Origin of the sequence: Streptomyces sp. Ncost-T10-10d, assembly GCF_900091955.1 — a bacterium.
Classification (GTDB): Bacteria; Actinomycetota; Actinomycetes; order Streptomycetales; family Streptomycetaceae; genus Streptomyces.
The window spans coordinates 43,512-67,341 of sequence record NZ_FMDF01000058.1 but is presented as its reverse complement, the minus strand read 5'-3'; the positions used below and the strand labels follow the sequence as shown (position 1 = coordinate 67,341).

Below are 23,830 nucleotides of genomic sequence, written 5' to 3'. Positions count from 1 at the left end.
ACCTACGCGGAGGCAGCGTGTCCGGATTTGTAGAAAAGCCCGAACCAGTGCAGGTCCCGGGGCTCACCCACCTCCACACCGGCAAGGTGCGTGACCTGTACCGGAACGAGGCGGGCGACCTCGTCATGGTCGCCAGCGACCGTATGTCCGCGTACGACTGGGTCCTGCCCACGGAGATCCCCGACAAGGGCCGGGTGCTCACCCGGCTCTCGCTGTGGTGGTTCGACCAGCTCGCCGATCTCGTACCGAACCACGTCCTGTCCACGGAGCTCCCCGCCGGAGCCCCCGCGGACTGGGCCGGCCGGACGCTGATCTGCAAGTCGCTGCGCATGGTCCCGGTCGAGTGCGTCGCCCGCGGCTACCTCACCGGCTCGGGCCTCGTCGAGTACAAGGAGTCCCGCACGGTCTGCGGCCTCGCGCTGCCCGAGGGCCTTGTCGACGGCTCCGAGCTCCCGGCACCGATCTTCACCCCCGCCACCAAGGCGGCCGTCGGTGACCACGACGAGAACGTGAGCTACGAGGAGGTGGCCCGCCAGGTCGGCGCGGAGACCGCCGCCCAGCTGCGCCGCACCACACTGGATGTGTACGGCAGGGCCCGTGACATCGCGCGTGCACGCGGGATCATCCTCGCCGACACGAAGTTCGAGTTCGGTTTCGCTCCCACGGCCGACGGCGGCGAGGAGCTGATCATCGCGGACGAGGTGCTCACCCCGGACTCCTCCCGCTTCTGGCCCGCGGCCATCTGGGAGCCGGGCAAGGCCCAGCCCAGTTACGACAAGCAGTTCGTGCGCGACTGGCTGACCTCGCCGGCCTCCGGCTGGGACCGCAGGAGCGAGCAGCCGCCCCCGGCGCTGCCTCAGGAGATCGTGGACGTGACCCGGGCGAAGTACCTGGAGGCGTACGAACTCCTCACCGGCACGCCCTGGCAGTAAGCAGCCCCCGGAACACGAAGAAGCCCCCGGCCGAAAGACCGGGGGCTTCTTGCTGAACCGAGCGGACGACCAGGTTCGAACTGGCGACCTCAACCTTGGCAAGGTTGCGCTCTACCAACTGAGCTACGTCCGCAAGCGCCGAAGCGCGATGACCACTATACCCATCCCCGCTCGCGTGCGAGACGCACTGCCGCATGACGGTTCTCCGCCCCGAGCTTCGAGGCGGCCGCCGAGAGGTAGTTCCGTACGGTTCCCTGCGACAGCGACGCCCGCTCCGCGATCTCCGCGACCGGCGCCCCGTCGGCCGCCAGCTCCAGCACCTCGGCCTCGCGCGCGGTCAGCGGCGAGTCTCCGGCGGAGATCGCGTCAGCCGCCAACTCCGGGTCCACATAACGGTTTCCGGCGTGCACGGTACGGATGATCCCGGCCAGCTGCCGGGCGCTGACGGTCTTCGGTACGAAGGCCCGCACGCCGGCGGCGAGTGCCCGCTTCAGATGTCCCGGCCGGCCGTGACTCGTCACGATCATCGTCCGGCAGCCGGGCAGTTCGGCCCGCAGGGATGTGGCGACGTTCACACCGTCGGCACCCGGCATCTCCAGATCGAGGACCGCCACATCGGGGCGATGGGCCCGCGCCATGGCCAGTGCCTCCGGGCCGGTCGCCGCCTCCGCGACCACCACGAGGTCGTCCTCCAGGGCGAGCAGCGCGGCCAGCGCGCCTCGGATCAGATGCTCGTCGTCGGCGAGCAGTACCCGTACAGCCGTCATCGTCGCTCCTCCTGAAGAGCCGGGGTGAGATCCGGGGCCGTGTGCGGCAGCGGAATCGTGGCCGTCAGCCGGAACAGCCCGTTCCCCGCCGGACCCGCGTCCAGCGATCCGTCGAGTGCGTGAAGCCGCTCCCGCAGCCCGGCCAGCCCGGAACCGCCCGGCCCGGCGGTGACCTGCGGCGCCCCGTCGTTCTCCACGTCCAGCACCGCGGCGACCGCGGAAGTGCGCAGCCGGATCGTGCAGTGCCGCGGATCGCCGTGCCGCAGCACATTGGTCGCCGCCTCCCGCACCACCCAGCCGAGCGCCGACTGCACGGCCGCGGGCAGCCGACCGCCGTCCTGGCCCTCCACCGCGCACGTGATGCCGGCCGCCCGCAGTACGCTCCGCGCGCCCACGAGTTCGGTGCTCAGATCGGCCTCCCGGTACCCCCGTACGACATCGCGCACCTCCTGCTGGGAGGCGCGGGCGATGCGCATCACCTCGACCATCTGGTCCACGGCCACCGGTTTGCCGCGTTGGGCCAGCTCCACCGCCAGCTCGCTCTTCAGTGCGATCACCGCCAGATTCCGGCCCAGGACGTCGTGCATGTCCCGGCCGAACCGCAGCCGTTCCTCGGCGACCGCCAGCCGCGTCTCCACGTCCTGCGCCTCGCGGAGCTTCCACATCACGCCCAGCGACCAGGCGGACATCCGCGTGGTGACGGACATCATCCCGCTGCCGAACGCCGTCGCGAGAAGCGCGGAGGCCATCAGCGCACGGCCGCCGCCGAGCAGGCCCACCACGGCGCACACCCCGGCCGAGACGGCGGCCTGCTGCACCATCGACACCCACTTCGGCACGATGAGCACGAAAGCGCAGGAGAACGGCACCACGCATGCGCTGAGCACAAATCCCGGCTCCGGGAACTCACGCATGCCCGTCCACCGGGCGAGGGCCAGCACCGCCGCCATGTTCGCCACCAGCGACACGGCTCCGACAGCGACCAGCCGCCGGTCCAAGGTCCCCCGGCCCAGATACTTCCCCAGCCCCCTGGCGGTCAGCATCGTCCCGCAGACCCCCTGCGCGATGACGAGCAGGATCGCCAGGACGATCAGCGCAGCGGGCGCCGCACCGCGCACGGGCCGCGTCACCGACATCAGGATCTGGATCAGCACCGCGATCCACACCAGCCCGTACAGCGTGCCGCGTGTATACAGGTCGACCTTGTCGAACCCGCTGCGGCCGCGCCAGCTCCCCGTTCGCCACCGCACGCGCACGGCACAACCCTCCTCAGCGTCGAGGTTCCCAGCGGAACCACCGCTGCACAGCAAACACGGCGAGCACCGTCCAGGCCAGCGCGGTGAGCCCCGCCCCGAGCAGGTCATACCCGTCCGCCCCGCCGAGCCAGCCGGCCCGTACGAGCATCATCACCCCGGTCACCGGCAGCAGTTCGCACACGGACGCCACCCGGTCCGGCAGGATCTCCAGCGGCACGAAGAGCCCGGAGCCCATCATCGAGACGAGGAACAGCGGCAGCGTGGTGATCTGCGCCGTCTGTACGGTCCGGGTCACCACGGACGTGGCGGCGGCCAGCGCCGCCAGCAGCACCACACCCGACAGCAGCCCCGCGACGAGCAGCTCGGGCCGCTCGGGCGCACCGAGACCGAAGAGCACCGCACCGGCCAGGACCACCAGCACCGTCTGCGCCAGCGCCAGCGCGACCGACGGAAGCGCGGTCCCGACGAGGATCTCGCCGTCGGCGATCTCGCCGGTACGCAGCCGCTTCAGGACCAGGTCCTCGCGCCGCGCCACATAGGCGGCGACCAGGTTCATGTACACGACCTGCATCAGCACCATGCCGATGCCGCCGCTGAGCGCCGCCCCGGCCACGGTCAGCCCGGTCCCGCCCAGATCGACCTGTTCCAGCGTCGACTTCATGGCCGCGACCATGGTCAGGGGCACCAGCAACGCGACGAAGATCGCCGTCCTGTTCCGGGCGAGCAGGGTCAGCTCGGCCCGCCCGAGAGCGTTCAGCCGCCCGGACATCGTTGTGCTCGTCATGCGGCAGCCCCCCTCTCCGACTCCGACGCGCTCTGCGCGATATCGAGAAACGCCTCTTCGAGCGAGGCCGACCGGGCATCGAGCCCGAGCAGCGTCACGTCCGACTCCCGGGCCCAGAGCAGCAGTTCACCCAGCGTCTCCTGCAGCCGGTGGGTACGGATCTCGACCCTGCGTCCCTCGGCGGCCGCCCGCAGCGGCAGCGGAAGCCACGCCGCCGGGACCTCTTCGGGCAGCACGAACCGGATGCGGGCCGGGCGGGCCGCCGTCACCTCGGCGGTGGTGCCCGCCGTCACGATCCGCCCCCGGTGCATGATCGCCAGCCGGTCGGCGAGCGTCTCGGCCTCCTCCAGGTAGTGCGTGGTGAGCAGGACGGTGATCCCGCCGTCGCGCAGCCCCCGTACCAGCTCCCAGGTGTCACGCCGCCCCTCGGCGTCGAGCCCGGTGGTCGGCTCGTCCAGGAACAGCACCTCGGGCCGGCCGAGCAGGGCCAGTGCGAGGTCGAGGCGGCGCCGCTCGCCGCCGGAGAGCTGCTTGACGCGCACGCGCGCCCGGTGGGTGAGCCCGACCAGGTCCAGCGCCTCACCGGTCGGGCGGGCACCGCTCGTGCACCCCGCCCACATCCGTACGGCCTCGGTGACCGTCAGCTCGGACGGGAAGCCGCCCTCCTGGAGCATCACCCCGATCCGCGGCCGTACCGCGGCGCGTTCGCGGTACGGGTCGTGGCCGAGCACCCGCACCGTGCCGCCGTCGGGCCGGGCCAGGCCCTCCAGCAGTTCGACGGTGGAGGTCTTTCCCGCGCCGTTCGTACCGAGCAGGGCGAAGAGTTCGCCGCGCGCCACCGAGAAGGAGACACCGGCCACGGCCTCGAAGCCGTCGGCGTAGTGCCGCCGCACACCGCTCGCCTCGATCACGGGACCGACCACGGAGCCGGTCGCCGGAACGGTCACGGCGTCCGTCGTGAAACCTGTCGCGGGTTCGTCTGTGATGTCCGCCACGGCGCCGCCGGCGCGGTCGCTGGGAATGTCGTCGCTGGTCATGCCTACAGATTTCCGCCGGATCGTTGCCGTGGGCAGTGCGAGCTGTCACCACTGCTCATGACAAACGTCAGGAGCATGAGGCGAGGAGCGCGGACGGGAATAAGACGAAGGCCCTGGTCGATATCGACCAGGGCCTTCGAACAAACCGATCAAGAGCGGACGACGAGATTCGAACTCGCGACCCTCACCTTGGCAAGGTGATGCTCTACCAACTGAGCCACGTCCGCATTGCTGCCGCTCATTGTACTCCCCTTGAGGAGATCCATCGGGCGGTGCGAGCACTACTCTACCCGATTCACCGGAGTGGTCGGTAAGAGCGATGCAGAGCGGGTGACAGGAATTGCACACTGCGCCTTCCCCCTGGAAGGGGGATGTTCTGCTACTGAACTACACCCGCACGCTGCGTGGGGTTCGGCTTTGCGGCCTTGCCCTTCGGCGTGCTCCAGACTTTAGCCGACCTGCAGGGGTGTAGCGCAAGTCGGTGGCCACGGGGTGTCGCCGAGAGGTGTGCCGGTGCGTCGGTGAGCGTTCACCGGCCGGCCCCGGCGACCGGTCCGGGCGATCCGGTCACGGGCCGGGTTCTCAACTGGCCTCGCGGAACGCCTCGTAGACCTTCTTGGGGATCCGGCCGCGGGCCGGCACCTCCATCCGGTGGGAGCGGGCCCAGGCGCGCACTGCCGCCGGGTCGGGTGCGAGCGAGGTGTGCCGGTACGACGCAGGGGTCTTGCCACGCTTACCGGCATTTGTCTGCTTTCGACCGGCCGCCATGTACGGCGCCAGGACCTTGCGCAGTTTCTTTGCATTGGACGGATTGAGGTCGATCTCGTACGACTTCCCGTCCAGGGCGAAGGTGACCGTTTCCGCCGCTGCTCCCCCGTCGATGTCGTCGAAGAGCGTGACCACTACGCGCTGAGCCACGGATATCGGTCCTTTCCTACGGCGTCGGCGCTTCTGACATGCGCTGATGCCGGCCTTCCGGCTGTTAGGCGGATGCGAGTCGACCGGTGTCGACTGTTTAGGGGCAATGCTGCATTCCCCGGTAATCATTTGTACAGCGGTGGGTGCCGCATTGTGAAGCCCAGCCAATTACCTCCGCGTGTCAGCCTTCTATGTGTGCTGCCGGTGAGGATTTTTTTTGCAGGACTTTCCCCATGTGTTGTCACGGCCGATATCTGGGCGTGATCGAGGGCACTCGATATCTACCCGCGTAGAATTTCTGGCCAGGTAGGCTGAGGGAACCTGCGGGGGTCTGGGGAGCCCCCCGGAGAAACAGCCGCACCACACCACCACCGGGAGTGCCAGTGGCACGCGTCGTAGTCGACGTCATGCTCAAGCCCGAGATCCTCGACCCGCAGGGACAGGCGGTGCAGCGCGCACTGCCCCGTCTCGGCTTCGAGGGAATCGCGGACGTACGTCAGGGGAAGCGTTTCGAGCTCGAGGTCGAGGGGCCGGTCGACGACGCCGCCCTCAGCCGTATTCACGAGATGGCCGAGACATTCCTCGCCAACACCGTCATCGAGGACTTCACCGTGAAGGTGGAGAAGGCCGAGGAGTCGAAGTGACTGCTCGTATCGGAGTCGTCACCTTTCCCGGCACGCTCGACGACAAGGACAGCCTGAGGGCCGTACGGGTCGCGGGCGCCGAACCCGTGTCGCTGTGGCACCGCGACAAGGACCTGCACCAGGTCGACGCGGTCATCCTGGCGGGCGGCTTCTCCTACGGCGACTATCTGCGGGCCGGAGCCATCTCCCGCTTCTCGCCGGTCATGGAGACGATCATCGAGAACGCGCGGGCCGGGATGCCGGTCCTCGGTATCTGCAACGGCTTCCAGATCCTGACCGAGGCGCACCTGCTGCCCGGCGCGATGCTGCAGAACAACCACCTGCACTTCATCTGCCGCGACCAGAAGCTGCGCGTCGAGAACGCGGAGACAGCCTGGACCTCGGACTACTCCGCGGGTCAGGAGATCTCCGTACCGCTCAAGAACATGGACGGGCGTTACGTCGCCGACGAGCGTGTCCTCGACGAGCTGGAGGCGGAGGGCCGCGTCGCCTTCCGCTACCTGGACGTGAACCCCAACGGTTCGCTGCGTGACATCGCGGGCATCACCAACGCCGCAGGCAATGTCGTCGGTCTGATGCCGCACCCGGAGCACGCCGTCGAGCCGCTGATCGGAACCGGTCGTACCGACGGCCTCGGTTTCTTCACCTCGATCATCAAGAAGCTGGTCAACGCATGAGCCTGGATACGGTCAAGCACGCGGCCGAGACCCCGGACGTCGCGCAGCCCTGGAAGGAGCTCGGCCTCAAGGAGGACGAGTACGCCCGGATCCGCGAGATCCTGGGCCGCCGTCCCACCGGCGCCGAGCTCGCCATGTACTCCGTGATGTGGTCCGAGCACTGCTCGTACAAGAGCAGCAAGGTCCACCTCAAGCAGTTCGGCGAGAAGGTCCCCGCCAACGACGCGATGCTCGTCGGCATCGGCGAGAACGCCGGTGTGGTCGACGTCGGTCAGGGTTACGCGGTCACCTTCAAGGTCGAGTCGCACAACCACCCCTCGTACATCGAGCCCTACCAGGGCGCGGCGACCGGCGTCGGCGGCATCGTCCGCGACATCCTCGCCATGGGTGCCCGCCCCGTCGCGGTCGTCGACCCGCTGCGGTTCGGCGCGGCCGACCACCCCGACACCAAGCGCGTACTGCCGGGCGTCGTCGCCGGTATCGGCGGCTACGGCAACTGCCTGGGTCTGCCGAACATCGGCGGCGAGGTCGTCTTCGACGCCTGCTACCAGGGCAACCCGCTGGTCAACGCCGGCTGCATCGGCGTGATGAAGCACGAGGACATCCACCTGGCCAAGGCCTCCGGCCCCGGCAACAAGGTGATCCTGTACGGCGCCCGCACCGGCGGCGACGGCATCGGCGGCGTCTCGGTGCTGGCCTCGGAGACCTTCGAGTCGACCGGCCCGGCGAAGCGTCCGGCCGTCCAGGTCGGCGACCCGTTCCAGGAGAAGCTCCTCATCGAGTGCACCCTGGAGATCTTCGGCGAGAAGCTCGTCGCGGGCATCCAGGACCTCGGCGGCGCGGGTCTCTCCTGCGCCACCTCCGAGCTGGCCTCCGCAGGCTCCGGCGGTATGCGCGTCGAGCTGGACACCGTTCCGCTGCGCGACTCCTCCCTCTCGCCCGAGGAAATCCTCATGAGCGAGTCGCAGGAGCGCATGTGCGCGATCGTCGAGCCGCAGCACGTCGAGCGCTTCCTCGAGATCTGCGAGAAGTGGGACGTCATCGCCACCGTCATCGGTGAGGTGACCGAGGGCTCGCAGCTGGAGATCTTCTGGCACGGCGAGCAGATCGTCGACGTGCCGCCGCGGTCCGTCGCCCACGAGGGACCGACGTACCACCGCCCGTTCGCCCGCCCGTCCTGGCAGGACGCGCTGCAGGCCGACGACGCGGGCAAGCTGGCCCGTCCGGCGAACGGCGCCGAGCTGCGCGAGCAGGTCCTCAAGCTGGTCGCTTCGCCGAACCAGGCCTCGAAGTCCTGGATCACGGACCAGTACGACCGGTTCGTGCAGGGCAACACCGTGCTCGCGATGCCCGAGGACGCCGGCATGGTCCGGATCGACGAGAAGTCGAACCTGGGCGTGGCCATGGCGACCGACGGCAACGGCCGGTACGCCAAGCTCGACCCGTACACCGGTGCGCAGCTGGCACTGGCGGAGTCGTACCGCAATGTCGCCGCTTCCGGCGCCAAGCCGCTCGCGATCTCGGACTGCCTGAACTTCGGTTCGCCCGAGGACCCGGACGTCATGTGGCAGTTCGCCGAGGCCACCCGTGGTCTCGCGGACGGCTGCCTGGAGCTGGGCACTCCGGTCACCGGCGGCAACGTGTCGCTGTACAACCAGACCGGTGAGACGGCGATCCACCCGACGCCGGTCGTGGCCGTGCTCGGTGTGATCGACGATGTCACCCGGCGTACGCCGGTCGCCTTCGCGGAAGAGGGCCAGCTCCTCTACCTGCTGGGCGACACGCGCGAGGAGTTCGGCGGCTCGGCCTGGTCCGAGGTCATCCACGGCCACCTGGGCGGCATGCCGCCCAAGGTCGACCTGGGCCGCGAGAAGCTGCTCGCCGAGATCCTGATCTCGGCGTCCCGCGACGGCATGATCGACGCGGCGCACGATCTCTCCGACGGCGGTCTGATCCAGGCGGTCACCGAGTCCTGCCTCCGTGGCGGGAAGGGTGCCCGGTTGGTCGTGCCGGACGGTCTGGACGCGTTCACCTTCCTCTTCTCCGAGTCGGCGGGGCGTGCGGTCGTCTCCGTTCCGCGCAGCGAGGAGCTCCGCTTCAACGACATGTGCGGGGCGCGGGGTCTGCCCGTCACCCGTATCGGTGTCGTGGACGGCGAGGAGATCGAGATCCAGGGCGAGTTCAGCATTCCGCTGAGCGAACTTCGCACGGCGCACGAGGAGACCATTCCGGCTCTGCTCGCCTGACGCCGGATCCTGTTCGAGAACGGCCCTGCCCGGTTCATGGGCAGGGCCGTCCTCGTTCCGTCGGTTCGACGGATGTGGAGTTCCGGGAATTCCCGCCGAGCCGCAGGAGCATTTCCTGCTGATGGGCTGTCTGGGTGCGGATGTGGACAGCCTGCGGAATTCCGTTCAGCCGGTGGGGCAGCGGTGTTCCGGTGAATCGGTACGGGCGCCGACGAAACGATGTGCGTGTCGAGCACGGCCGGCAGGATCGGGGCGCTGCAGAGCATGAACCCGATCACGCGTTGCCGACCGGTCATGGGCTGTGGACATCATGGGACTCCCCTCCGGAGTGGCGCGGCGCTGTTGTGGGCGCACCACCATGCCATGGAAATGTATCGGGTCAATATTTAATCCGAGAGTAATCTTCATCCTTGTACAGTGATGCCATGACTGAGGGGATGAGCCTGCGCGAGCGCAAGAAGCTCCAGACGCGACACCGTCTGCTGGCCGCGGCCACCGAGCTCTTCGCCGAGCGCGGCTTCGACAAGGTCTCGGTCGCCGAGATCGCCGAGGCGGCCGAGGTGTCGAAGATGACTGTCTTCAACTACTTCGCCGGCAAGGAGGACTTGGTTCTTGCTCCCATGGAGGAGCACATCGGTGATGTCGCGCGGGTGGTACGGGACCGGGGCCCCGGCGAGTCCGCGCTGGCCGCCGTGCGGCGTCAGTTCCTGGCTGCCATCGAAGCCCGTGACCCCTCCGTCGGGCTGAGCGACGCGCCGGTGGTGCTCGGGCTGCGCCGGCTGATCCAGGAGACCCCGGCGCTGCTCATCCGGGCCCACGCGTTCTCCATGCGCTCCTTCGACCTGCTCGCCGAAGTCCTGGTCGAGGAGGGGGAGGAGCCGTCCATCGCCCGGATCGCGGCCGCCCAGCTGATCGCCACCCGCAACGCCCTCATCTCCGCGAATCAGATACGGCTGCTGGCGGGAGAGCCGGCGGACGCGGTGGCGCCGGATGCCGTCGCGCTCGCCGAGCGCGGTTTCGACCTGCTCCACAAGGGACTGGGCGGCTTCGCGACCAGGTTCTGAGGCAGCCGGTCCGACAGGGCTCAGGGCCTGTCCGGCCCTGAGTCGCCGGACACCCCTTAGGCTCCTGGACCATGCCGCCGTCCCAGAAACGAGCCCGCCGCTACGACCCGGTCAGGACCCGCACCGCGGTCCTGTCGCAGTTCGCCCATGTCCGGGAAGCCGTCGGCTCCCTGACGCCCGAACAGCTCGCGCTGCCGACCCGGCTCGGGGACTGGACCGTGCGCGAACTGGCCGCCCATCTGGCCATGGCGCTCTCGCACGTCACGCGGTATCTGGAGCTGCCCGAACCCGCCTCGCCCAAGCCCGATCTGACGCTCCTCGAATGGCCGTTCTCGACCGCGGACCGGGCCGGGCGCATCGCCGACGACACCAGGGCGCTCGCCGCGGACCGCCCGGACCTGGACGCGTTGTACGGGGAGGTCGCCGGGCGGTTCGAGGAGCTGGTGTCCGACGTCCCGGAGGACCGGCTGCTGCCGACCCGGGCCGGCGCGATGCGGCTGGCCGACTTCCTGGTCACGCGTACCGTCGAACTCGTCGTGCACACCGACGATCTGAACGAGGCGGCCGGCCTCGGTATCCCGTACGACCGGCAGGCGCTCGCCGCCTGCACCCGGCTGCTCGCCGACGCCCTCGCGGAGAAGGCGCCGGGCGGCTCGGTCGAGGTGCGCGTCCCGCCGTTCGCCGTCGTCCAGTGCGTCCAGGGCCCCAAGCACACGCGCGGTACGCCGCCCAATGTCGTCGAGACCGATCCGCTCACCTGGATCCGGCTCGCCACCGGGCGTACGGAGTGGGCCCAGGAACTCGACGCGGCGAAGGTCAGCGCCAGCGGTGAGCGGGCCGATATCGCCGCGCTGCTGCCCCTGATGGGGTGAGGGGGAACCGGACATCCACCCGGACCGTCCCAGGGCCATGCGGAAACAAGGTGCGGCCGTCGCAACCCTGGCTCTCCTCGCCCTGGCAGCCTGCGGTACGGAGACGGGCTCCGGGGCCGGACCGGGGGCCGGTTCCGGCGGTGACGCCGTGCGGACCGATCTGTCCGTCACCGATGTCCACTGGGGCGTCGAATCGGTGACGGTCGACGGGAAGCGGACCGCCGCCCCCTCCGGCGCCCATGTCGAGATCGACTCCAAGGGCCGGGCCACCGGAAACTACGGCTGCAACCACTTCACCGCCGATGTCCGCATCGACGGCGAGACGATCACGGTCGGGCCGGGCACGAGCACCTCCATGGCCTGCGAGAAGGACGTCGAGCGGTTCGAGGCGGCCATGTCCGGCGCGTTCAGCGGCGAACTCACCGCGGCCGTGGCGAAGAAGACCCTCACCCTGACCGCGGAGAACGGCGACTCCATCGCCCTCATGGCGCAACAGCCGGCCCCGCTCACCGGCACCACCTGGACGGTCACCACCCTGGTCTCCGGCACGGTCGCCTCGTCGCTGCCCGCGGGTGCGCAGGAGAAGGCGCACCTGAGCTTCGGCAAGGACGGCTCCGTACAGGGCACCCTCGGCTGCAATCGGTTCCGCGGCACCGCGGCGGTCTCCGGTTCCACCATCACGTTCGGCCGGATCGACGGCACCAAGGTGATGTGCCCGGCCCCCCGGATGGAGCTGGAGCGCGAACTGCTCGCGATTCTGGACGGCCGGACGACGTACCGGATCGATCACCTCACCCTGTCCCTCACTACGGAGAACGGTAAGGGACTCGGCGCATCGGCCACCGGGACAAGGGGCTGACTCAGGAACCCGTTCGGACACGGAGGCAGACCGGCGTCCGTCCGCTTCCAGCACGCCCGCAGCTCGGCCGGCAGCTCCGGCTCCGCGGCGGCCGGGCTTCCCGGCGCCGCCTCTGCCGAGGCCCCCGAGAAGCCGCATACCGGGCGCCCGTGTGTGAGGCTCACCACGAAACGGACGTTCGGCCGGACTCCGCGCCAGAGCATCGACCGGCTCACCGAGCGCCACCGTCCGGCCGGCTGACCCCGTGCCCCAAGTGGCCGGAACTAGCCGGTAACGGGCCGCTGGTCCGGGTGACCGCTGCCCTGTGGTCGGTCCGCGCCCCGTCCCGCACCTCTCCACGATCCGGAAATGGTCACTCCGAGTGACTGTCCGAACCGGTCCGTGAACCGCCCCTGGGAGCGCTTCCCCGGTGCTCCCACCCGGTATCCCGAATTCGGACCAGTGGTCGATCTCGCCTACACTCGGTGGCGTGCCCCGTGGTGATGGACGACTCAACCACGACCTGCTCCCCGGAGAGAAAGGCCCCCAGGACGCTTGCGGCGTCTTCGGTGTCTGGGCTCCGGGTGAAGAGGTCGCCAAGCTCACCTATTTCGGACTGTATGCCCTGCAGCACCGTGGACAGGAGTCCGCGGGCATCGCAGTGAGCAACGGGTCCCAGATCCTGGTCTTCAAGGACATGGGACTGGTCTCGCAGGTCTTCGACGAAACGTCTCTGGGATCTCTCCAGGGCCATATCGCGGTCGGTCATGCCCGCTACTCCACCACCGGTGCTTCGGTGTGGGAGAACGCGCAGCCGACGTTCCGTGCGACCGCGCACGGCTCGATCGCCCTGGGTCACAACGGCAACCTGGTCAATACGGCCCAGCTCGCCGAGATGGTCGCCGATCTTCCCCGCAAGGACGGCCGCGCCACCCAGGTCGCCGCGACGAACGACACCGATCTGGTGACCGCGCTGCTCGCCGGTCAGACCGATGAGGACGGCAAGCCGCTCACCATCGAGGAGGCCGCCGCAAAGGTGCTCCCCGATGTGAAGGGCGCCTTCTCCCTCGTCTTCATGGACGAGCACACCCTTTACGCCGCCCGCGACCCGCAGGGCATCCGCCCGCTGGTTCTCGGCCGCCTCGAGCGCGGCTGGGTGGTGGCCTCCGAGTCCGCCGCTCTCGACATCTGCGGTGCCAGCTTCGTTCGCGAGATCGAGCCGGGCGAGCTCGTCGCCATCGACGAGAACGGCCTGCGGTCCTCGCGCTTCGCGGAAGCGAAGCCCAAGGGCTGTATCTTCGAGTACGTCTATCTGGCCCGCCCCGACACCGATATCGCCGGGCGCAACGTCTACCTCTCCCGCGTGGAGATGGGGCGCAAGCTGGCCGCCGAGGCCCCCGTCGAGGCCGATCTGGTCATAGCGACTCCGGAGTCCGGCACCCCCGCCGCCATCGGTTACGCGGAGGCCAGCGGCATCCCGTTCGGCGCCGGACTGGTGAAGAACGCCTATGTCGGCCGGACCTTCATCCAGCCTTCCCAGACCATTCGCCAGCTGGGTATCCGCCTCAAGCTGAACCCGCTCAAGGAAGTCATCAAGGGCAAGCGTCTTGTGGTCGTGGACGACTCGATCGTCCGCGGCAATACCCAGCGCGCACTGGTCCGGATGCTCCGCGAGGCCGGCGCCGCCGAGATCCACATCCGGATCTCGTCCCCGCCGGTGAAGTGGCCCTGCTTCTTCGGCATCGACTTCGCGACCCGCGCCGAGTTGATCGCCAACGGCATGACGGTCGACGAGATCTGCACGTCGATGGGTGCCGACTCGCTCGCGTACATCTCGCTCGACGCGATGGTCGAGGCGACGACGATCGCCAAGCCGAACCTGTGCCGCGCCTGCTTCGACGGTGAGTACCCGATGGAGCTGCCGGACCCGGAGCTGCTCGGCAAGCAGCTGCTGGAGACCGAGCTGGCGGCAGGCCCTGCGGCAACCGCCGCGTCCGACGCACTGCGTCGTCCGTGACGGTCCAGCCGTACACCTCTGGCCACCAGCCCCGTATTTCCACACGAAAGATCCCAGGCAATGTCTGAGACAACAGGTGCTTCCTACGCGGCAGCGGGCGTCGACATCGAGGCCGGCGACCGTGCCGTCGAGCTGATGAAGGAGTGGGTGAAGAAGACGCAGCGCGCGGAGGTCGCGGGCCTCGGCGGCCTCGGCGGTTTCGCCGGACTCTTCGACGCCTCGGCCCTCAAGCGTTACGAGCGTCCGCTGCTCGCCTCCGCCACCGACGGCGTCGGCACGAAGGTCGACCTCGCCCGCAAGATGGGCGTGTACGACACCATCGGCCACGACCTCGTCGGCATGGTCGTCGACGACCTGGTCGTCTGCGGTGCCGAGCCGCTCTTCATGACCGACTACATCTGTGTCGGCAAGGTGCACCCCGAGCGTGTCGCGTCCATCGTGAAGGGCATCGCCGAAGGCTGTGTCCTCGCCGGCTGCGCCCTGGTCGGCGGCGAGACCGCCGAGCACCCGGGTCTTCTCGGCCCGGACGACTTCGATGTCGCGGGCGCCGGTACGGGCGTGGTCGAGGCCGATCAGCTGCTCGGCCCGGAACGTATCCGTAAGGGTGACGTCGTGATCGCCATGGCGTCGTCCGGTCTTCACTCCAACGGGTACTCGCTCGTCCGTCACGTGGTCTTCGACCGGGCCGGCTGGGCGCTGGACCGCGAGGTCGAGGAGTTCGGGCGGACGCTCGGCGAGGAGCTCCTGGAGCCCACCAAGATCTACTCGCTGGACTGCCTGGCCCTCACCCGTACGACCGAGGTGCACGGCTTCAGCCACGTCACCGGCGGCGGCCTCGCCAACAACCTGGCCCGGGTCATCCCGGACGGACTGCACGCCAGGGTCGACCGCTCCACCTGGGTGCCCGGCGCGGTCTTCGACCTGGTCGGCAAGGCGGGTCAGGTCGAGCAGCTGGAGCTGGAGAAGACGCTGAACATGGGCGTCGGCATGATCGCGATCGTCCCGGAGCAGTCCGTGGACGTCGCCCTGACGACGCTGGCCGACCGCGGGGTCGATTCCTGGGTCGCGGGCGAGATCACGGAGCGCGGCACGCACACCTCGGGTGCCGAGCTGGTGGGCGACTACGCGCGTTAGGCACGGGCGGGCACACCGGGGTCACCCGGTGACCGCTTCGTCCTCGGTCGCCGGGTGACCACCCCGTCCGACGATCGAGGACACCGATGCCCGCCCGAGCAGCCGGACCGGATCGGGGTAGCACAGAACCCGGTCCGGGCAGGCCCGGACCGGGTTGATGTGTCAGCGCGAGGTCAAGCGCCGCGGCGCTGTGACGACGGACCGGACTTATCGTCCTCGTCCTCGTCCTCGTCGTCGTTGTACAGATCCGCGTACTGTGCGTACGGGTCATCTTCCTCGTCGTCGTCCTCGAACGGCTCTGCGTTCGGTGGTTGACTCGAAGGCGATGCGCCCAGCTCATTGGCCAGACGCGACAGGTCAGTCCCGCCGCTGCTGTACTTCAGCTGGCGGGCGACCTTTGTCTGCTTGGCCTTTGCCCGGCCGCGCCCCATGGCTCGACCCCCTCGGTGACGGGGCTCGACGGCCCCAGAGTCTTGACACGCGTTCATGTTTCAGGACGGACTCTCGGTAGAGAGACCGTGCCCGTAGGGCTTTAACGGTACCTGCTTCCGCGGCCATACGGTACGCCGCCCGCATCACGTGCCCCGGAAGAGGACCGGCGAGAAGCCCCGTCCTCGCTGGTCAACTGCGATTTTAACCTCTTCTTGGCATGCGACCCGCCGACCGGCGTGAGTCTTGTCTCGCCGGTCGGCGGGTCCGCAGGCAGGAAGAGGCGAAAACGTCGGGTGATGCCCCGGTGACCGTCAGCTACGGCGGGCTTCGGCCATCCGCTGTTCGGCGATCCGGTCGGCCGCGGCAGCCGGAGGAATGCCATCGGCCTTCGCACGTGCGAATATGGCGAGCGTGGTGTCGAAAATCTTCGACGCCTTGGCCTTGCACCGGCCGAAGTCGAACCCGTGCAGCTCGTCGGCGACCTGGATGACACCGCCCGCGTTCACCACATAGTCGGGCGCGTACAGGATCGACCGGTCCGCGAGGTCCTTCTCGACGCCGGGGTGCGCGAGCTGGTTGTTGGCCGCACCGCACACCACCTTCGCCGTGAGCACCGGAACGGTGTCGTCGTTCAGCGCGCCGCCGAGCGCGCACGGAGCGTAGATGTCGAGGCCCTCGGTACGGATCAGCGCCGCGGTGTCCGCGGCAACGGCGACCTCGGGGTGTTCATCGGTGATGCGGCGGACGGACTCCTCCCGCACATCCGTGATCACGACCTCCGCGCCGTCCGACAGCAGATGCTCGACCAGGTGGTGACCGACCTTGCCGACCCCGGCGACCCCCACTTTTCGGCCACGCAGCGTCGGGTCGCCCCAGAGGTGCTGGGCAGAGGCCCGCATGCCCTGGAAGACACCGAAAGCGGTGAGGACCGAGGAGTCGCCGGCGCCACCGCTCTCCGGTGAGCGGCCGGTGGTCCACCGGCACTCGCGGGCGACGACGTCCATGTCGGCGACGTAGGTGCCGACGTCGCAGGCCGTCACGTAACGACCACCGAGCGAGGCCACGAACCGGCCGTAGGCCAGCAGCAGTTCCTCGCTCTTGATCTTCTCCGGGTCACCGATGATGACGGCCTTGCCGCCGCCGTGGTCGAGACCGGCCATGGCGTTCTTGTAAGACATACCGCGCGACAGGTTCAGCGCGTCCGCGACGGCCTCTTCCTCGGAGGCGTACGGATAGAAGCGGGTGCCGCCGAGGGCCGGGCCCAGGGCGGTGGAGTGGATGGCGATGACGGCCTTGAGGCCGCTGGCACGGTCCTGGCAGAGCACGACTTGCTCGTGGCCCCCCTGATCCGAGTGGAACAGGGTGTGCAGTACATCGCCAGGCGCGCCGGTCACATCGGTCACTGTGGTGACTCCCAAGTACGAAGCGGCGGAGGACCCTCCTGAAGGTGGGGAGGGCCGCGGACCGGCCGGCACGGCCGGTCCGACTGGGCAAGAGCGTAAGTCCTACGCGGACGTAGATCTGTTCCAGTGCCCAGGATCACCCCCCGGCGGAGTACGGGCATGACACGATTTGCTGCATGTCCGTGGTGTCCTCAGTGCTCGTCCCTTACGCGTCCTACCTCCGGGTGTACGAGCCGCTGGCAGCCTTCCCGGAGCCCGAACGCGACCACTGGGCCCGTTATGCCGGGCGCTCCCGAATCCCCACGGCCCAGGACGAACTGCGCCGTTCGCTCGCCGACTTGGTGGCCACACCGCCGGTCGGCGTGCCGGTGCACGAGAGCGGGGACGCGTTCGTCGCCGTGATGGACGGTGTGGTGTGCGTCTGTCCGTGGCGGACCAGGCTGCGCGGCTGGCTGGCGCTGGACGAGCTGATGGAGATGTTCCCCGGGCCGGTGCTCGACGCCGTGCTGCCGCCGGTGGTGCGCGGGCAGGCCGTCGCGGACCACGAGCGGTGGGCGGAGCGCAATCCGGACGCCAGGCCCTGGATCCTCACCTCGGTGTGGCAGGTCCCGGTGCGCTGGTTCGTGCTCTTCTCCGACGAGGAGCGGGAGTACGCGGAGGCGGGCGAGGGCGGTGAGCCGCCCGTGCTGCGGTACCGGACGCCGATGGTCCAGGCCCGGCGCCGACTGGCCCGGGCGCTGAAGACGCTGCGGGAGGCCATGGACGAAGGGCCGCTGACCGAGGGGCTCGTGGACGTGGGGCGCTGGCTGGAGGAGTTCCATCCGCGCGCACTGGTCGAGCTGGACTACGCAGGTCTGGTGCACGCACTGCCGGCGGCGCAGCTCGCCGGGGACCGCTCGGCCGCCGATGTGGCCGAGGGCATCGCGGCTCTGCAGGCCGGCGACGCCGAAGGGGCGAGTGAGGCGTACGGGCGGCTGGCGGCGCGCTGGCGGGCGGTAAGGGATCGTCAATTCGCCAACTGACAGGGCCTCATCCGCGTCTGAACCTGTGACCTGTGTGACACGTGAGGATGAAGGGGTGGAAGCGTACCTCAGCGGTGCCAGGACCTACGTCCCGAACCGGGCCTTTGCCTCAAGCGTGACGGATAGCACTAACGGGGCCCTTGCGTCCTTCCCTACTCCTCGTGCCAAAATAGGACAAGGGGTCCGGGGAGGGCTCCTTCCGTCCAACTAGGGGCGGAATGCTCAGCATTGCACGCTATGGGGGGTCTGATGGCTCCTGATCGCTCTGTGACTGATCGTCACGGTGGTGTGACTGTCCGCTATGGCATGGTCCATCGGCTTCCGTCGCTGATGAACACCTGGGAGGGCAATTCCATCGGTTTGGCCGACGTGGCTGGACGGATGGTGTAGTTGTAGTGCCGAGGACAAGCCGTTCGTCCTATAACCGACTCGGCCCGCGTCCGCCATTTCGGGCAACGCGGGTCAAGGTGCAGAATTTAGAGGAAAGAACCGAGATGGTTCGGTTCTCCCGAGGAGGCCGCTCATGACCGCTCGCACCCCTGATGCCGAGCCGCTGCTGACCCCGGCTGAGGTTGCCACGATGTTCCGCGTGGACCCGAAGACGGTTACCCGCTGGGCCAAGGCGGGCAAGCTCACGTCCATCCGCACGCTCGGTGGACATCGCCGGTACCGCGAGGCAGAGGTCCGCGCACTGCTTGCGGGTATTCCGCAGCAGCGCAGCGAGGCCTGACACACCCCCTGTCGCCGCGCCACAACCGGGCTTCCGGGTCCCCCAACCCATGCAGGCCCACCCATAGCTCCACATGACGGGCGCCCGCCCCAACGGGCGCCATACCTGTGCAATACGGGTGCGTCGTTCGATCGCGCTGGACTCCGCCGGGTCCAGCGCGATCTTTTTTTTGTGCTCTCAAGGACCGGAGACCTCCCCGCCCGGGGCGGCTCGGGCGTCGCTGAAAACCGGGCGTCCGGTTGGCTCCGGCCAGGGTGCCGTGCGGGCTTGCGCGGGTCTGTGCGGGACTGTTCCCGACCGCCCCGGGGCGGTCGGGCCGGGGTGGTTCGGAAGGTCCCGCGACGTTCCCGTCCGAGTGGTGCAATTGCACATATTAAATTCGCCAGTTGTAGGAAGGGTGTAAAGTCACCCCTTCTCAAAACTCATTCGGTGACTCCCGTCACACTGCATGAGCCTTGCCAAGTGCGAGCCTGCCACCTCCAGGAAGCGGAATGCTGCGCCATTGGTCACCCGGGCGAGGGACTTTCGTCCTGGACCTCCCGGCCTTCCAGGGCGCCGTCCTGGCGCCTCGCGCACAGGACCGGCGGCTCGGGCGGGGAGGCGGTCCGGGAGGCCGTCACGGGCTCCATGGCGAGCCGTAGGAGCCGATGGCAGATCGGGCAGCGGCGAGTGAGGTGGCGATAGCCGGAAGCGGCGGCCAGATGGGCGCGCAGGAGTGCGCGGGTCTCGTGCCCAGCGGACGCCGTCATACGTGCCACCTCCCGGTGGACTGCCGCCCCGCGCCGGGGAACAGGGGCAGCCCCTGTTGTCTGAGTACTCGTCGGCAGTTGCCGGAGTCAAGACGCGCGAAAGCCCGGATCCAGAAGGATCCGGGCTTTCGTTACTGCGGTCCTGACGGGATTTGAACCCGCGGCCTCCACCTTGACAGGGTGGCGAGCACTCCAAACTGCTCCACAGGACCAGGTTTTCGCGGCTTCCTTGCGGCTGCCTGCGAAGACAGACTGTACAGCAGGTCAGAGGGTCTGGTCGACCTCACCGAAGGTGGTGGTTCCGTTACGGCTCCGGCCGGGGCCGTCTCACGGGGCGGCCGCGTCGATCGCCTTCACGATCCGCTTGTCGGAGACGGGGTAGGCCGTCCCCAGGGCGTGCGCGAAATAGCTGACCCGGAGCTCCTCGATCATCCAGCGGATGTCCAGGACCTCCTGCGGAACGGGCCTGCCCCGCGGCATCTGTTCGAGCAGCCAGGCGTACTCGTCCTGCATCTCGTGGACCTTCTCCATGCGCGTGGTGTCGCGCTGGACGGCCGTCGGCATCTGCTGGAGCCGGCGGTCCACGGCGACCAGATAGCGCATCAGGTCGGGCAGCCGGCGCAGCCCGGTCGCGGTGACGAAGCCCGGCGGCACGAGGGCCGCGAGCTGGTCCCGCGCATCGGTGACGTTGTTGACCAGGACGAGGCTGTTGGTGGCCTTCAGGCGCCGCTCGCAGGCCTGCCAGGCGGCCAGTACCTGCTGCACCTGCTTGACCGTGTGCTCGGTCAGCGCCACGAGGTCGGCGCGCACCTTGTCGTACAGCTTCCGGAACGACTCCTCGTCCCAGGCCGGACCGCCGTGGGCGCCGATCAGCCGGTCCGCGGCCGCCGTGGCGCAGTCCTCGAACAGCGCCTGGATGGAGCCGTGCGGATTGCGGGACAGAGCCAGCTTCTGCTGGTTCGTCAGCTTGTCCGAGGCGAACTTGGCCGGGTTCACCGGGATGTTCAGCAGGATCAGCTTCCGGGTGCCGCGCCACATGGACTGCAGCTGCTCGGCCTCGGTGTCGAAGAGTCGTACGGCCACGGTGTCGCCCTGGTCGACCAGCGCCGGGTACGCCTTGACCGGCTGGCCGGCCCGGCGGGTCTCGAAGACGCGGTTCAGGGTGCCGATCGTCCAGTCCGTGAGGCCCGAACGTTCGATGGACTCGCCCGACGGCCCCGCAGTGGCCGCGGCGGCCTTGGAGAGGGCCTGACGGGCCTTGGGGCGCAGCTGGAGCTTCAGCGCATCCAGATCCTTGTCCTCGGCCACCTTGCGGCGCCGCTCGTCGACGATCCGGAAAGTGATCTTCAGGTGGTCCGGGATGCGGGTCAGGTCGAAGTCGTCGGCGCCGACCGGGACGCCGACCATGCGCTGGAGCTCCCGGGCCAGCGTGACCGGCAGCGGCTCCTGGAGGGGGACCGCCCGGTCCAGGAACTTGCCCGCGTAGTTCGGCGCGGGGACGTAGTGCCGGCGGATCGGCTTGGGCAGCGAGCGGATCAGCTCGGTGACCACTTCCTCGCGCAGGCCCGGGATCTGCCAGTCGAAGCCCTCGGCGGTGACCTGGTTGAGCACCTGGAGCGGGACGTGGACGGTCACACCGTCCGCGTCCGCACCGGGCTCGAACTGGTACGTCACCCTGAACTTGAGCTTCCCCTGCCGCCAGGAGTCGGGGTAGTCGTCCTTGGTGACGGCCCCGGCCTTCTCGTTGATGAGCATCGAGCGCTCGAAGTCCAGCGCGTCCGGCTCGTCGCGGCGCTTGTGCTTCCACCAGGAGTCGAAGTGCGCCCCGGAGACCACGTGATCGGGGATGCGCCGGTCGTAGAAGTCGAAGAGCGTCTCGTCGTCCACGAGGATGTCGCGGCGCCGCGCTCGGTGCTCGAGCTCCTCGACCTCGCCGAGGAGCTTGCGGTTGTCATGGAAGAACTGATGGTGCGTCCGCCAGTCGCCCTCGACCAGGGCGTTGCGGATGAACAGGTCGCGGGAGGTCTCGGCGTCGATACGGCCGAAATTGATCTTGCGCTGGGCGACGATCGGCACTCCGTACAGCGTGACCCGCTCGTACGCCATCACCGCCGCCTGATCCTTCTCCCAGTGCGGTTCGCTGTAGGTGCGCTTCAGCAGATGCTGAGCCAGCGGCTCGATCCACTCCGGCTCGACCTTGGCGTTGACCCGCGCCCACAGCCGGGACGTCTCGACCAGCTCGGCCGACATCACGAATCGCGGCTGCTTCTTGAAGAGTGCCGATCCGGGGAAGATCGCGAACTTGGCGCTGCGGGCACCCAGGTACTCGTTCTTCTCGGTGTCCTTCAGCCCGATGTGCGAGAGCAGCCCGGCCAGCAGCGAGGTGTGCACCGACTGCTCCGGCGCGTCTGTGCCCGCCGAGGGCTCCTCGACCTGCATGCCCATCTGCTTTGCGACGGTACGCAGCTGCGCGTAGATGTCCTGCCATTCGCGGATGCGCAGGAAGTTCAGATACTCCTGCTTGCACATCCGGCGGAAGCTGGACGAGCCGCGCTCCTTCTGCTGCTCGCGGACGTACCGCCACAGATTCAGGAACGCCAGGAAGTCGGAGGTCTCGTCCTTGAAGCGGGCGTGCTGCTGATCGGCCTGTGTCTGCTTGTCCGAGGGCCGCTCGCGCGGGTCCTGGATGGAGAGCGCGGCGGCGATGACCATGACCTCGCGGACACAGCCGTTGCGCTCGGCCTCGATGACCATGCGAGCCAGGCGCGGGTCGACGGGCAGCTGCGAGAGCTTCCGGCCGAGCTGGGTGAGCCGCTTCTTCGGATCCTTTTCCTCCGGGTCGAGCGCACCGAGTTCCTGGAGGAGCTGGATGCCGTCGCGGATGTTGCGGTGGTCCGGCGGGTCGATGAAGGGGAACTTCTCGATGTCGCCGAGGCCGGCCGCGGTCATCTGGAGGATGACGGAGGCCAGGTTCGTACGCAGGATCTCGGGGTCGGTGAACTCCGGACGGGTCAGGAAGTCGTCCTCGGAGTACAGCCGGATGCAGATGCCGTCCGACGTACGCCCGCAGCGGCCCTTGCGCTGATTGGCGCTGGCCTGCGAGATCCGCTCGATCGGCAGCCGCTGGACCTTGGTGCGGTGGCTGTAGCGGGAGATCCGGGCGTTGCCCGGGTCGATCACGTATTTGATGCCGGGGACGGTCAGGGAGGTCTCGGCGACGTTCGTCGCCAGGACGATCCTGCGGCCGGTATGGCGCTGGAACACCCGGTGCTGCTCGGCGTGCGACAGGCGCGCGTAGAGAGGGAGCACCTCGGTGTGGCGGAGGTTCTTCTTGTTCAGCGCGTCCGCGGTGTCGCGGATCTCGCGCTCGCCGGAGAGGAAGACCAGGACATCGCCGGGGCCCTCCGACTGGAGCTCGTCGACGGCATCGCAGATCGCGGTGATCTGGTCGCGGTCGGAGTCGTCGCCCTCCTCCTCGAGGAGCGGGCGGTAGCGCACCTCGACCGGGTACGTACGGCCGCTGACCTCGACGATCGGCGCCTCGCCGAAGTGGCGCGCGAATCGCTCGGGGTCGATCGTCGCCGACGTGATGACGACCTTCAGGTCCGGCCGCTTGGGCAGCAGCCTGGCCAGATAGCCGAGCAGGAAGTCGATGTTCAGCGACCGCTCATGGGCCTCGTCGATGATGATCGTGTCGTACGCGCGCAGCTCGCGGTCCGTCTGGATCTCGGCGAGCAGGATGCCGTCCGTCATCAGCTTGACGAACGTAGCGTCGGGGTTCACCTGGTCGGTGAAGCGGACCTTCCAGCCGACCGCCTCGCCCAGCGGGGTCTTCAGCTCGTCGGCGACACGCTCGGCGACCGTACGGGCCGCGATCCGGCGCGGCTGGGTGTGCCCGATCATGCCCCGGACACCGCGCCCCAGCTCCATACAGATCTTCGGGATCTGCGTGGTCTTGCCGGAGCCGGTCTCCCCGGCGACGATCACGACCTGGTGGTCGCGTATCGCCTCCAGGATCTCGTCCTTCTTCTGACTGACCGGGAGCTGTTCCGGGTACGACAGGGCGGGCATCCGTGTGGCACGCAGCGCGAGCCGCTCGGCTGCCTTTCCGGCCTCGGTGGCGATCTCGTCCAGCACGGTCTGCCGGGCCTCGGGCTTACGGATGCGGCGCGCCCCTTCGAGACGGCGGCCGAGCCGGTGTGCATCGCGGAGCGAGAGCTGTCCGAGCCGGTACTGGAGATCAGCGAAGGAAGTAGACATACGGAGCCCAGGATCTCACCCGGGCCCGAAGAACGGCGAACATATTTC

Annotated in this window: 20 protein-coding genes and 4 tRNA genes; 11 read left to right on the top strand and 13 right to left on the bottom strand. The window is 68.8% G+C overall.

From position 1 onward, the window contains the following. The first annotated feature begins 17 nt into the window (after positions 1-17). Complete coding sequence (locus GA0115254_RS08570; RefSeq protein ID WP_093894678.1) at positions 18-932, top strand: phosphoribosylaminoimidazolesuccinocarboxamide synthase; 915 nt, start codon at positions 18-20, stop codon at positions 930-932. A 60-nt stretch (positions 933-992) separates the two neighbouring features. On the opposite strand, the gene GA0115254_RS08565 is transcribed toward GA0115254_RS08570, so the two are convergent. The 8 genes from GA0115254_RS08565 to GA0115254_RS08530 all read right to left on the bottom strand — a co-directional run bounded on the left by GA0115254_RS08565 (position 993) and on the right by GA0115254_RS08530 (position 5,694). Further along, positions 993-1,065 (bottom strand) — tRNA-Gly (locus GA0115254_RS08565). A gap of 22 nt (positions 1,066-1,087) precedes the next feature. Then, positions 1,088-1,699 carry a response regulator transcription factor gene (locus tag GA0115254_RS08560; protein ID WP_093894677.1) on the bottom strand — a complete coding sequence of 204 codons (612 nt, stop codon included), beginning with the start codon at positions 1,697-1,699 and terminating at the stop codon, positions 1,088-1,090. Next, positions 1,696-2,955 carry a sensor histidine kinase gene (locus GA0115254_RS08555; protein WP_256102448.1) on the bottom strand — a complete coding sequence of 420 codons (1,260 nt, stop codon included), beginning with the start codon at positions 2,953-2,955 and terminating at the stop codon, positions 1,696-1,698. Before GA0115254_RS08555 ends, GA0115254_RS08560 begins: the two co-directional genes overlap by 4 nt. 13 nt (positions 2,956-2,968) lie before the next feature. Next, a complete protein-coding gene (locus GA0115254_RS08550; RefSeq protein WP_093894675.1) occupies positions 2,969-3,739 on the bottom strand; it encodes an ABC transporter permease in 771 nt (256 codons plus the stop codon). Continuing rightward, entirely contained in the window at positions 3,736-4,776 is a 1,041-nt protein-coding gene (locus GA0115254_RS08545) for an ABC transporter ATP-binding protein (RefSeq protein ID WP_093894674.1), read from the bottom strand. The genes GA0115254_RS08550 and GA0115254_RS08545 overlap by 4 nt, the downstream gene beginning before the upstream one ends. Before the next feature lie 154 nt (positions 4,777-4,930). After that, positions 4,931-5,003 (bottom strand) — tRNA-Gly (locus tag GA0115254_RS08540). Positions 5,004-5,101: 98 nt separating this feature from the next. Beyond that, positions 5,102-5,173, bottom strand: a tRNA-Gly gene (locus tag GA0115254_RS08535). Positions 5,174-5,358: 185 nt separating this feature from the next. Further along, the gene (locus tag GA0115254_RS08530) at positions 5,359-5,694 is read right to left on the bottom strand and encodes a histone-like nucleoid-structuring protein Lsr2 (RefSeq protein WP_176740026.1); all 336 of its coding nucleotides are present in this window, start codon (positions 5,692-5,694) and stop codon (positions 5,359-5,361) included. A gap of 383 nt (positions 5,695-6,077) precedes the next feature. Between GA0115254_RS08530 and purS the strand changes: the two genes are divergently transcribed. The 8 genes from purS (at position 6,078) to purM (ending at position 15,186) form a co-directional block, all read left to right on the top strand. Beyond that, entirely contained in the window at positions 6,078-6,338 is a 261-nt protein-coding gene (purS, locus tag GA0115254_RS08525) for a phosphoribosylformylglycinamidine synthase subunit PurS (RefSeq protein ID WP_176729353.1), read from the top strand. Then, entirely contained in the window at positions 6,335-7,015 is a 681-nt protein-coding gene (gene purQ, locus GA0115254_RS08520) for a phosphoribosylformylglycinamidine synthase subunit PurQ (RefSeq protein WP_093894672.1), read from the top strand. The genes purS and purQ overlap by 4 nt, the downstream gene beginning before the upstream one ends. After that, entirely contained in the window at positions 7,012-9,261 is a 2,250-nt protein-coding gene (gene purL, locus GA0115254_RS08515) for a phosphoribosylformylglycinamidine synthase subunit PurL (protein WP_093894671.1), read from the top strand. The genes purQ and purL overlap by 4 nt, the downstream gene beginning before the upstream one ends. A gap of 425 nt (positions 9,262-9,686) precedes the next feature. Next, complete coding sequence (locus GA0115254_RS08510) at positions 9,687-10,325, top strand: TetR/AcrR family transcriptional regulator (protein WP_093894670.1); 639 nt, start codon at positions 9,687-9,689, stop codon at positions 10,323-10,325. 71 nt (positions 10,326-10,396) lie between these two features. Then, positions 10,397-11,197, top strand: a complete 801-nt coding sequence (locus tag GA0115254_RS08505; RefSeq protein ID WP_093894669.1) for a maleylpyruvate isomerase family mycothiol-dependent enzyme — start codon at positions 10,397-10,399, stop codon at positions 11,195-11,197. A gap of 37 nt (positions 11,198-11,234) precedes the next feature. Next, positions 11,235-12,056, top strand: a complete 822-nt coding sequence (locus tag GA0115254_RS08500) for an META domain-containing protein (protein WP_093894668.1) — start codon at positions 11,235-11,237, stop codon at positions 12,054-12,056. Between the two features lie 469 nt (positions 12,057-12,525). Then, positions 12,526-14,052 carry an amidophosphoribosyltransferase gene (gene purF, locus GA0115254_RS08495; protein WP_093894667.1) on the top strand — a complete coding sequence of 509 codons (1,527 nt, stop codon included), beginning with the start codon at positions 12,526-12,528 and terminating at the stop codon, positions 14,050-14,052. A 60-nt stretch (positions 14,053-14,112) separates the two neighbouring features. Beyond that, on the top strand, positions 14,113-15,186 hold the full coding sequence (gene purM, locus GA0115254_RS08490) for a phosphoribosylformylglycinamidine cyclo-ligase (RefSeq protein WP_093894666.1): 1,074 nt from the start codon (positions 14,113-14,115) through the stop codon (positions 15,184-15,186). A gap of 173 nt (positions 15,187-15,359) precedes the next feature. Here purM and GA0115254_RS08485 read toward each other — a convergent pair whose 3' ends face one another. Next, positions 15,360-15,617, bottom strand: coding sequence for a DUF3073 domain-containing protein (locus tag GA0115254_RS08485; RefSeq protein ID WP_072488579.1), 258 nt, complete (start codon positions 15,615-15,617; stop codon positions 15,360-15,362). 312 nt (positions 15,618-15,929) lie between these two features. Next, positions 15,930-17,021: a Leu/Phe/Val dehydrogenase gene (locus GA0115254_RS08480; RefSeq protein ID WP_093894687.1), complete on the bottom strand. Its 1,092-nt coding sequence runs from the start codon at positions 17,019-17,021 to the stop codon at positions 15,930-15,932. A gap of 176 nt (positions 17,022-17,197) precedes the next feature. Here GA0115254_RS08480 and GA0115254_RS08475 point away from each other — a divergent pair, with 176 nt between their 5' ends. Further along, the gene (locus tag GA0115254_RS08475; RefSeq protein ID WP_093894665.1) at positions 17,198-18,043 is read left to right on the top strand and encodes a DUF8083 family protein; all 846 of its coding nucleotides are present in this window, start codon (positions 17,198-17,200) and stop codon (positions 18,041-18,043) included. A 523-nt stretch (positions 18,044-18,566) separates the two neighbouring features. Continuing rightward, entirely contained in the window at positions 18,567-18,773 is a 207-nt protein-coding gene (gene bldC, locus GA0115254_RS08470; protein WP_003949541.1) for a developmental transcriptional regulator BldC, read from the top strand. Between the two features lie 506 nt (positions 18,774-19,279). Here bldC and GA0115254_RS08465 read toward each other — a convergent pair. The 3 genes from GA0115254_RS08465 to hrpA all read right to left on the bottom strand — a co-directional run bounded on the left by GA0115254_RS08465 (position 19,280) and on the right by hrpA (position 23,782). Beyond that, positions 19,280-19,522 carry a DUF6274 family protein gene (locus GA0115254_RS08465; RefSeq protein ID WP_093894664.1) on the bottom strand — a complete coding sequence of 81 codons (243 nt, stop codon included), beginning with the start codon at positions 19,520-19,522 and terminating at the stop codon, positions 19,280-19,282. A 137-nt stretch (positions 19,523-19,659) separates the two neighbouring features. Further along, a tRNA-Asp gene (locus GA0115254_RS08460) sits at positions 19,660-19,734 on the bottom strand. A 115-nt stretch (positions 19,735-19,849) separates the two neighbouring features. After that, on the bottom strand, positions 19,850-23,782 hold the full coding sequence (hrpA, locus tag GA0115254_RS08455; protein ID WP_093894663.1) for an ATP-dependent RNA helicase HrpA: 3,933 nt from the start codon (positions 23,780-23,782) through the stop codon (positions 19,850-19,852). Positions 23,783-23,830 lie beyond the last annotated feature (48 nt).